Annotated in this window: 1 protein-coding gene; it reads left to right on the forward strand. The window is 68.1% G+C overall.

Annotated features, from left to right (window positions below):
- The coding region (locus RVY79_RS17925; RefSeq protein ID WP_317465867.1) for a methyl-accepting chemotaxis protein at positions 1 to 379 on the forward strand (379 nt) is incomplete at both ends.

A 379-nucleotide genomic window follows, 5' to 3' on the forward strand; every position in this document is an offset into this window, starting at 1 on the left:
CGTGGTGGCGGGGGAAGTGCGCAGCCTGGCGCAGCGCTCGGCCACCGCAGCCAAAGAGATCAAGGAGCTGATTGGCGATTCCGTTGGTCGCGTGCGCAACGGCTCCGCCTTGGTGACGGAAGCGGGCGGGGTGATCGAGGAGGTGGTGGTGGCCGTCAAGCGCGTGACCGACATCATGGGCGAGATCAGTGCCGCGTCGGCCGAGCAGAGCACCGGCATCGAACAGGTCAACCAGGCCGTCACGCAGATGGACGAAGTGACGCAGCAAAACGCGGCGCTGGTGGAAGAGGCGGCCGCTGCCGCGCAATCGCTGGAAGAGCAGGCGAGCGTGCTGCGCGAGACAGTTGCGTCGTTCCGCCTGCCGCCGGCAGGCACGCAC

The organism is Chromohalobacter sp. HP20-39, from assembly GCF_033052815.1.
Lineage (GTDB): Bacteria > Pseudomonadota > Gammaproteobacteria > Pseudomonadales > Halomonadaceae > Chromohalobacter.